Annotated in this window: 6 protein-coding genes; 2 read left to right on the top strand and 4 right to left on the bottom strand. The window is 66.8% G+C overall.

Annotated features, from left to right (window positions below):
• Window positions 1–98: 98 nt before the first annotated feature.
• The gene (locus tag Asi03nite_RS36880) at window positions 99–1,349 is read right to left on the bottom strand and encodes an IS256 family transposase (protein WP_203685160.1); all 1,251 of its coding nucleotides are present in this window, start codon (window positions 1,347–1,349) and stop codon (window positions 99–101) included.
• Window positions 1,350–1,638: 289 nt separating this feature from the next.
• Here Asi03nite_RS36880 and Asi03nite_RS36875 point away from each other — a divergent pair, with 289 nt between their 5' ends.
• Window positions 1,639–4,185, top strand: coding sequence for a tetratricopeptide repeat protein (locus Asi03nite_RS36875; RefSeq protein WP_203685159.1), 2,547 nt, complete (start codon window positions 1,639–1,641; stop codon window positions 4,183–4,185).
• On the opposite strand, the gene Asi03nite_RS36870 is transcribed toward Asi03nite_RS36875, so the two are convergent.
• The gene (locus Asi03nite_RS36870; protein WP_203685158.1) at window positions 4,178–4,795 is read right to left on the bottom strand and encodes a response regulator transcription factor; all 618 of its coding nucleotides are present in this window, start codon (window positions 4,793–4,795) and stop codon (window positions 4,178–4,180) included. The two genes, Asi03nite_RS36875 and Asi03nite_RS36870, sit on opposite strands and share 8 nt — an antisense overlap.
• A 154-nt stretch (window positions 4,796–4,949) precedes the next feature.
• On the opposite strand from Asi03nite_RS36870, the gene Asi03nite_RS36865 reads away from it, so the two are divergent.
• Complete coding sequence (locus Asi03nite_RS36865) at window positions 4,950–5,240, top strand: hypothetical protein (protein ID WP_203685157.1); 291 nt, start codon at window positions 4,950–4,952, stop codon at window positions 5,238–5,240.
• A gap of 290 nt (window positions 5,241–5,530) precedes the next feature.
• On the opposite strand, the gene Asi03nite_RS36860 is transcribed toward Asi03nite_RS36865, so the two are convergent.
• On the bottom strand, window positions 5,531–8,092 hold the full coding sequence (locus tag Asi03nite_RS36860; RefSeq protein WP_203685156.1) for an ATP-binding protein: 2,562 nt from the start codon (window positions 8,090–8,092) through the stop codon (window positions 5,531–5,533).
• 11 nt (window positions 8,093–8,103) lie between these two features.
• On the bottom strand, window positions 8,104–8,652 hold the full coding sequence (locus Asi03nite_RS36855; RefSeq protein WP_203685155.1) for a hypothetical protein: 549 nt from the start codon (window positions 8,650–8,652) through the stop codon (window positions 8,104–8,106).
• Between the last annotated feature and the right edge of the window lie 258 nt (window positions 8,653–8,910).

Below are 8,910 nucleotides of genomic sequence, written 5' to 3'. Positions count from 1 at the left end.
CCTCGCCCTCAGCTCAACGTTTCAAGAGTAGAACTTGCCTCTCATGATCTTGGCACAGAGGGAAGTGGTGTAACGGCTGATCTTTCGAGTTGTGCTGGTCAGAGGGTTCCGGTGGTTTCCAGTTCGGGCTGGTCGGCGCCGCCGTCCGGGATGTTGGTGGAGGCTTTGCGGGCGCGTTCGAGGACGTCGAGCGCGAAGTAGCGGCGGCCTTCGGTCCATTCGTCGTGTTGTTCGGCCAGAACGGCACCGACGAGGCGGATGACGGCGTCACGGTCGGGGAAGATCCCGACGACGTCGGTGCGGCGGCGGATCTCCTTGTTCAAGCGTTCGTTGGGGTTGTTCGACCAGATCTGACGCCAAATCTGCTGCGGGAAGCTGGTGAAGGCGAGCAGGTCAGCGCGGGCGTCGTCGAGGTAGGCGGCCACCTTCGGCAACGATCTGCCGACGGAGTCGAGGAGTTTGTTGAACTGGGCGCGCACCGAGTCCGGGTCGGGCTGGTCGTAGACCGAGTGCAGCATCGTTTTGACTGCTGGCCACGCGGACTTCGGGGTCACTGCCAAGAGGTTCGCGGCGAAGTGCGTGCGGCATCTCTGCCAGCCGGCGCCGGGCAGGTTCGCCGCGATCGCGTCGACCAGGCCGGCGTGGGCGTCACTGGTGACCAGCAGCACGCCGGTCAGGCCGCGGGCGACCAGGTCGGCGAAGAACGCGTTCCAGGCCTGCCGGGTTTCGCTGGTGGCGACTTTGACGCCGAGGATCTCGCGGTGGCCGTCGGCGTTGACGCCGGTCGCTACGAGGACGACCGCGTTGACGACCCGGCCCTGCTCACGGACCTTCATCGTCAACGCGTCGGCCGCCACGAACGTGAACGGTCCCGAGTCGCCTAACGGCCTAGTGCGGAACGCATGCACTTGGGCGTCGAGGTCGCAGACCATCCGCGAGACCTGCGACTTGGACAGGCTGGTGATCCCCAGCGATTGCACGAGTTTGTCCATCCGCCGGGTGGAGACGCCGAGCAGGTAGCAGGTCGCGACCACGCTGACCAGCGCGGCCTCGGCCCGTTTGCGGCGTTCGAGCAGCCATTCGGGGAAGTACGTGCCGGACCGCAGTTTCGGGATGGCCACGTCGATGGTGCCGACGCGGGTGTCGAGCTCGCGGTGCCGGTAGCCGTTGCGGGAGTTGACCCGTTCCGGCGAGGTCATACCGTATTCGGCGCCGCAGACCGCGTCGGCCTCGGCCGACAGCAGCGAGTTGATCACCGTGGACAGCAGGTGACGCATCAGATCCGGTGACGCGTCGGTCAGCGCTTGGCTCAGCAGGCCGGCAGGGTCGATGATGTGTGGTGCGGTCATCGCGATGATTCCCTTTCGAGAGTTCCGTGAGACGTTCACTCGAAAGATCACGCGATGGCCGCGCTCTATACCGGACGGACTGTCCGACGATCACGCCAACCGCGTTACACCACTATCAGGGACTCCACTGGCCGAAAGGTGGAGCACCAGGGCCGAGCTATGTCCATCGATGCCATCATCCGGTAAGCCCATTCCGCGCCACTCGCCGTGACCTCATGATGACGGAGTGGGTTGGGCCAGGCGATACAAGATACGGCTTGTCATCGGCAGCGTCTGTCTGATCATCGCGATGGCACTGTGGACGGGCGTGTTGTCGAGGGTTGCGCAGCTACTGCCGGAGACCATCGGGAGCGCCTCGGACGCCTTTCTGGACGTCGGCGACAAGCTCGGCAGCATCGTGGCAGCGCTGGTCGCCGTGTCCACCGTGGTGAAACCCGTTCGCGCCGCCATACCGGCGCTCGGCACCCCCGTGCGGGCGACAACTGATTCCGGCCCGCACCTGGTGGATCGCGCCGACAATCGCGCCCAGCTGCACCGGGCTCTGCGCAGCCCGCGGACCCGGGTGATCGTGGTCAGCGGTGACGAAGGAGTCGGTAAAACCCAGCTGGTCAACCGCGTGCTGTGGGAGTCGAAGCTCAGGCTCACCGTTCACCCACACGAGGTGACCACGACGTACCACCCTTCGGCGCATACTCTGCTGCGCGACCTCGATGCCGGAGGCGATGATTCAGGTAGCTGGGGCCCGCCCTTCGACGAGTCGACGCTGGGCCGGCTGGAGAAGACCCTGACCCGCTATCGCAAACAACGGGCGATCATCGTCCTGGACAACGCGGAGCTGCTACTCGACCAGGACCGTCATGTGGTGGATCTCGCGCTGGACGAGGCGTTCCAGGCGGTAGCCACGGCCCGCTGCCATCGCGTGAAGATCATTCTGGTGACCAAGGTCCAGCCCCGCAGTGCCGGCACGCACGAGAAGTGGTTGCCCCGCAAGCCGATCAAGGTACTCGGGCTGCCGTTCGACTTCTTCAAGGCGATCGCGCTGGAACGGCCGGGCAACGCGCACCGGATGGCTGCGTCACTCGGCGACGACCAGTTGCGCCGGTTGTGGCGCAACCTGGGCAGGCAGCTGCGGCTGGCAGAGATCTTCGACGCGATCGCCGACACCGCGAAAGGGGTACCAGCGTCGGAGCTTGAGCAGAAGGTGCACGGCTGGGTGCAAGACGATGACACCGTCACTCACATCCGGGACCGCCTGCTCGATCAGCTCCTGACGGCGCTCAACCCGGCGGGAAAGCGCGTGTACGAGGCTCTCGCCGCGTTCGCCTGCCCCGCGGACGCCGACGAGATCACAGCCGTGGTCAACAGCGTAAAGGCCGAGAAGGTCGATCCGGGTGACATCCAGGACGAGCTCGACCGGCTGAACCGTCACGTGGTGCGCTGCGTCGACGGACGGTACTTTCTGCCACACGAGGAGGCGCTACGCGCCCTGCGCTGCGGTGACGACACCGCCCCGGACGAAACCGCCCGGATCAGGTGGCTGCTGCTCTACGCCGCCGACCAGCTCAAGAACCGGCGCCGGCGGCTCGGCCAAGCCCCGCACATCGACCCGGTGGCCTTCTTCCCGGAGGTGGACGCACACCTGCGTGCCGGCTCGTACACCACGGCGTATCGCACCATCCGCGCCATCGACCGTGGCGCCGACACCGGTCGGCCCGACCAGCGGCTGCACGAACGCCGGGAACAGGTCGCCGAGCGGATCCGCCTCGACCTACGGCCCCGTAACTACCTCATCCTCGGCTATCTGAGCCACCGAGCCGGTGACCTCTCCCGCGCGGAGACACACTTTCGCAGTGTCCTGGAACTGGGTGGTGGCATCGCCTCGATCGAAGCCAAGGCCCGGCTGCACCTCGGCTGGATCTCCTGGTCCCGGGGCACAGTCGGCAGCGCAGCCGAGGCGTTCGCCCAAGCCCGCGACCTAGCGCCGCAGGATCCGGTCGTACAGGCCAGCGCGTGGCAGGGCCTCGCACGATGCGCCCGCCGGCAGGCCAGATTCGGCGATGCGGTCACCGCGATGCAGATGGCCTACGACGCCACGGAGGAACTGTCTCCGCAACGAGTCTCGGTGGCAGGCCGGCTTGCCCGCCTATACCTCGACACGCAGCAGACCGACGCCGCTCAGCGTGTCGTCGACGAGGCCCGTGCGCTCGCCGAACGGCATCGCGACGACGCCCTGCGGGCGATCAGCCTCGACGCTCTCGCCGACGTCCGCTTCGCCCAGGGGCATGACGACGACGCGCTCACCTACGCCCGGCAGGCCCTGGAACTGGCGCTGCGCCATCACGACGCGTTCACCGCGCTGCAGGCCCGCCTGACGATCTGCACCGTACGGCTGCGCAAGCAGCAGTGGCACCGCGCGCGGCGCGAAGCGACCCTGGCCGAGCGCTATCGCGACACGGAACGGTCGCTGATGGTGACCGCGCTGCGCGCGGTCGCCTTGCACCGGATGAAACGGCGTGCTGAAGCCCGTCACGCGTTCGACCGAGTCTTCCTCAACGCGAAACTGCGCATTGAGCAGGATCCCAACGATGCCGCCGCCTGGGAACTCGTCGGCCTCGCGCTGTGCGGGCTGTCGCTGCAGCCCGGCGGCCCGTCCATCGACGGCGCGGTGGAGGCGTTCGGAGCCCTGCGGCAGGACGGCCAAGTCCCGGCCGAAGGCCACGCCCGCTACCTCGCCTTCCTGGTCTCGACGATGGCCGGGCCCAGGACCGACCGCGCCCGGCTGCAGCCGGTACTCAGCTCGCTGATCCCGGACTCGGTACTGCCCCCGGTCAGGTGACGCCCGGCTGCTCACTGGTCGGCAGCAGCCAGCCTTGCTGCTGGGCCCGGATGACCGCCTCGATGCGGGTGCGGACGCCGAGCTGGCGGTACAACGCCTGCAACAACCGGAACATCGCTCTCTCCGAGTAGCCAGCCCGGTCCGCGAGCTGCGCCACCGTCATCCCGGCGGCCAGCTGACGCAACCAGCGTTGCTGGTCAGCGGTCAGATGGCGGGTCTCCGGACCGGCGCCGCCGATCAGAGCAGCCAGCACCTCAGCTGGCACCACGGCCTGCCCGGCGCGTGTGGCGTCGACGGTCGCGACCAGCGTTGCCTCATCCATCTGCCGGGCGGCCACGGACTGCGCGCCCGCGCGCACCGCCGTCAAGCCCGCGGCCACCGAATCGTCGGTCAGAACCGCGATGACCGGGCATCCGTCGCCAGCCGAACCCAGCTGGTGAAGCAGATCCCAGCTCGATACCGCGTCCAGCGTCAGCAGCATCATCCTGTCGTCCCGACGGCCCCACGCCAGCGGCTCACCCGGCTGCTCCACGATGTGGCCCGCGGCGGACAGCACCGTGGCGATCCCGCGGCAGTACATCGGTAGTGGATCGACGACCGCGAGCAACATGGCGATGAGCGTAAGAGGACATGGTCATCTCACCCGCGGATGCCAGGCAGAACACCGCCACAAGCTGTCGGAGACTCCCGCGACGCCGTCATGGTTTGTCACGCCGAAGCCGTCCTAGCGTTGACCGGGACAAGCGTGAAAGTGAGGGCCGACGTTGGGCAATGACAGCGACTTCGGGATTCCACCTTTCGCCGCAATCAGTGATCGCGACGAGCAGATCCTGCAAGAGGCGCGTCGCGCACGCATAACAGTCCACCCAGACGACTATGCGACGATCTGGGACGTCATCGAGCAGACAGCCGACTCCGCACCGGCAACCGATGAGGACCACGAGGACCTGGTCATGCAGACCCTGATCGTCGACCACGGCGTCGACGAGGCCGAGTGGGGGCTGCGCGTGCTGGTCGTCATGGCGCAGTGGCGACACGCGGAGGTCAACAACTGATCAGCCGCCGCCGAAGTCCGGGCAACACCACGGGCGGGGACCGTTTTAGGAAGCACCCGATCGTGTGTTCGCCGCTGACGATGCCGGCCGGGCCTGCGGTTCCTGCGCCGAGGCGGGGCGACCTGGACCACAGGCCCAGCGGGAGTGGAAAGTCAGGGAAGATTGCAGAGAGAGGCCACGACCTTCTCCTGAAGGACCTAGGCGGATGCTCTGACCGGCTCACCCCGCCGGCGAGAACACCTGTCGGGAGGTAGCCGCGCAACATTAGAACCGGTCGGATCATCCGGTGTTCACGAGGACGCCCTACTGAGACGCTCCCGGATCTCGGTTACAAGATCCTGCCTGCCGCTCTCGGACAAGGCGCTGATGGCGCGTTCGCCGAAGTAGCGGGCGCCCGGCCGTTTCTCCTCATCCATGATGATGAAAAGACTGCCCGCAGTCCGACCTTCCTGCTGCCGATCGCCGATGTCTTCGAAGATCTCCAGCGCCCCAAGGTGGAACTGGATGGCGTCTTCGACTCGGCCCGTAACATACAGGGCCATGCCGAGGTCCCGTCCCGCCTGCCCTTCGCCGTAGCGGTCGCCGAGTACCTTGAAGAGCTGGCCAGCCTCAGCATGTGCCGTGATGGCCTCGTCGAACCGGCCGAGTCCGGACAATGCGCGGCCGAGCCCGGCCTTGGTCTGCGCACGAGAGAGTGGGTCGCCAAGCTGTTCGAAGATTTTCAGAGCAGTGCTGTAGGCCTCGTGGGACTCACGGTGCTGGCCCAGCCGGTGCCGGGCGGTGCCGAGATTGTTCCAGGCGAGTCCTTCACCGTGGCGTTCACCTACCTTGTGAAAGATGTCCCGTGCACGGATGGCAGCCTCGGCTGCCTCGCCGGGGCGCCCGGCTTCGACCAACGCGAGACTCAGACTGCTCGACGCGGCTGCTTCGCTGTGTGAATCTCCCAGCTCCTGGAAGAGACGGCAAGCGTGTGCCTGCGCTTTTACGGCTTCGTCTGGCTGCCGGTTTCCGGCAAGGGCATCTCCGAGGTTGCCCGACGCCTTGGCTTCACCGTGTTTGTCGCCGGCCACCCGGAGGATGTCGCGGGCGTCGGTGCTCATCTCGATCGCTTTGTCGAGGCGCTGGGTCAAGAGCATGACGATGCCGAAGTCGCTCCATACCCGCCCGATCTGCTGCAGGTCGCCGGCTCCTTCCAACAGGCCAAGGCTGCTTCCGAAAGCCTCGGCGGCTTCCTCGAAGCGCTGTAGTTTGGTGAACGCGAGCCCGAGATGGTTCCAGGCCGCGGCCTCATTCTTCTGTTCGCCAAGCTGTTGGAAGAGTCGCTGAGCATGAGCTGCGGCAGCTGCGGCAGCAGCGAACTCGTCGGCCTGGTAGAGCGCATAGCTCAAGTTGTTCGACGCGATCGCTTCGCTGGACCGCTCCCCGATGCGCTGACTGAGCTCGATGGCCCGGGTGGCGAGCGTGATCCATTCAAGGGAGTAGTGACGCAGGCTCAGGTATTCGCCAAGGAGCATGGCGAGGTCGATGGTCACCTCGGGCATCCGGTGATCCGGGGCGTGTGCTGCCACCGCCATGAGATTTGTGTGTTCGCTGTCCAACCAGGTCAGGGCGTCGTCGCGGCTGGCGAAGGTGCGCGACTCGGCCATCTCTGTCGGGCTTAGGTGGGTATTCGCCGCGGCGACAGACCCGTGGTAGTAGCGATACAGCCGTTCCCGTGCAGGACCAGTCTCGTCGGCGTCCCCGGTGTGTTGATGTTCTGCGGCGTGCAGGCGGAGCAGGTCGTGCATGCTCCAGCGTTCCGGCGCCGGCTCGGTCACCAGGTGTGCCCGATGCAGGTCGGCGAGTAGTTCCGCGGCCCGATGTTCGGGATGCTCAGCGAGGTGGGCGGCGGTGAGAGTAGCGATGTCGGCCCCCGGGTTGATCGGGAGCAGCCGGAACAGACGCGCTTGTGCAGCGGTGAGATGCCGGTAGGACAGTTCGAATGCCGTACGCACGGCTATCTGCTGGCGGGTCAGCCCGGACAGGCGACGCTGGTCGTCGCGCAGCCGGTCGGCCAGCCTCCGGGGTTGCAGTTCGCGCCGGTCGACGAGCAACGCCGCAACGATGCGCAAGGCGAGCGGCAGTCCGGCGCACAGGTCGGCGAGTTCTGTCAACACTTCCCGGCCGCCTTCGCGAACGCGGGGATCGCCAGGTCCGAGACGGGCGCTGATCACTTCGGCCAGCAGGTCGGTGGACGCGTCCTGGCCCAGGATGTCCAGATCATGCAACCGGGCGTCCAGGTCGAGCGTGTGCCGGGAGGTCACCAGCATCGGGATGCTGCCGTCGCTGGGCAGCAGCGGACGGACCTGCTCTTCGCTGTCCACGTTGTCGATGATCAGCAACAGCCGGCGGTCCTGGGTGGTGTAGGCGTCCAAAACGCTGCGCCAGAGCAGGGACAGCCCACTCACGTCCCCCGGAAGACGCTCACCCGGAATCCCTAACGCTGTCAGCCACCCGGCCAGAGCCTCTGCGGCGCTCACCCGGCGATCGGGGTCGTAGCCGAACATGTCGACGAAGAGCACTCCGCCGGGGAACCAACCGTCCGCGACCGCCTGGTGCGCGGTATACAGCACCAGCTCCGTCTTGCCGACCCCGGCCATTCCCGCGACGACCGACACCGACTGGACGCCAGAGGGCGTGTGCCTCAACCCCTCACGAAGAGCGTCGGTGACTTGCTCACGCCCAATAAACACGGGTGAGGCCGGCGGCAACCCGGTCAGGGCTGGCCGGATTTCGGCTGGCAGGGTCACCGAGATGTCCCTCCCCATGATTACCGTACCGAGGAACACTCCTCCGGTGATCTTGTTCGACACCCGATCAAAGATCACTCCGCGGCTCCCGAAATGTGACGCTCACCGGTGGAGGTGGGCGGCAGCGTGATGTCCTCGATGTCCCGCCCCATGATCAACGGTCCGTGAAAGGTGCCGCCCCGCACATGATTGCGCACCTCCGACGGGCTCTGCGTCGCGGACGCCGGGCGAGCGCCCGCGATGTGCACGTCCCGGCCAAGCAAGGCGGGCCCCCGCACCGAGGTGTCGGTGACCGTGTTGTGCACCCGGTCCTTATTACCAGGTACATCGCCGCGTGCCTTGACTGTGCTGTAGACGCTCAGCGCCAGCCCGGCGGTGCCGAGGAACATGCTGATCACGCTGGACCAGCGATCGGCATCCTCCAGGCCGGCTCGCGCTAGTGCCACGGCCACCGCCAACACGCCAAGCCCGGCCACCACACCCGTTATCCACCACGGTTTACCGATGCGCAAAGTCACTGCCGCATTATCGGCCGTCGCTGCTACTACCGCGTTGAGCGCCGCCGGACCGGTGTCAACGACGCCGAGCTGACGAATCTCGACCTGCTCCCCGAATGCATTCACGATGGACGCCTGCAGCAGCCGGACAGGCCGCCGCTACGGCGACCGGCGGATGTTACTGGCCATCGCATCGCTGCAGCGCGCACGCTTCAAGCCGCAGCGATCAGTGATCAAGGCTGCTGATCCAGTTCTCGATGTAGCCGAGCAGCGTGGCGGAGCCGTCCTTCCAACCGCCCAGCGCGCATGACACGCAGCGGGAGTTCCCCGGTGCGGTAGGTCTCGGTGGCGATACCGCGCCGCAGCGAGTACCGCGCCGCCCGC

The organism is Actinoplanes siamensis, assembly GCF_016862395.1.
GTDB classification, from domain to species: domain Bacteria; phylum Actinomycetota; class Actinomycetes; order Mycobacteriales; family Micromonosporaceae; genus Actinoplanes; species Actinoplanes siamensis.
Note: the sequence above shows the minus strand (reverse complement) of the source record. Positions and strands in the feature narration are given on the sequence as shown.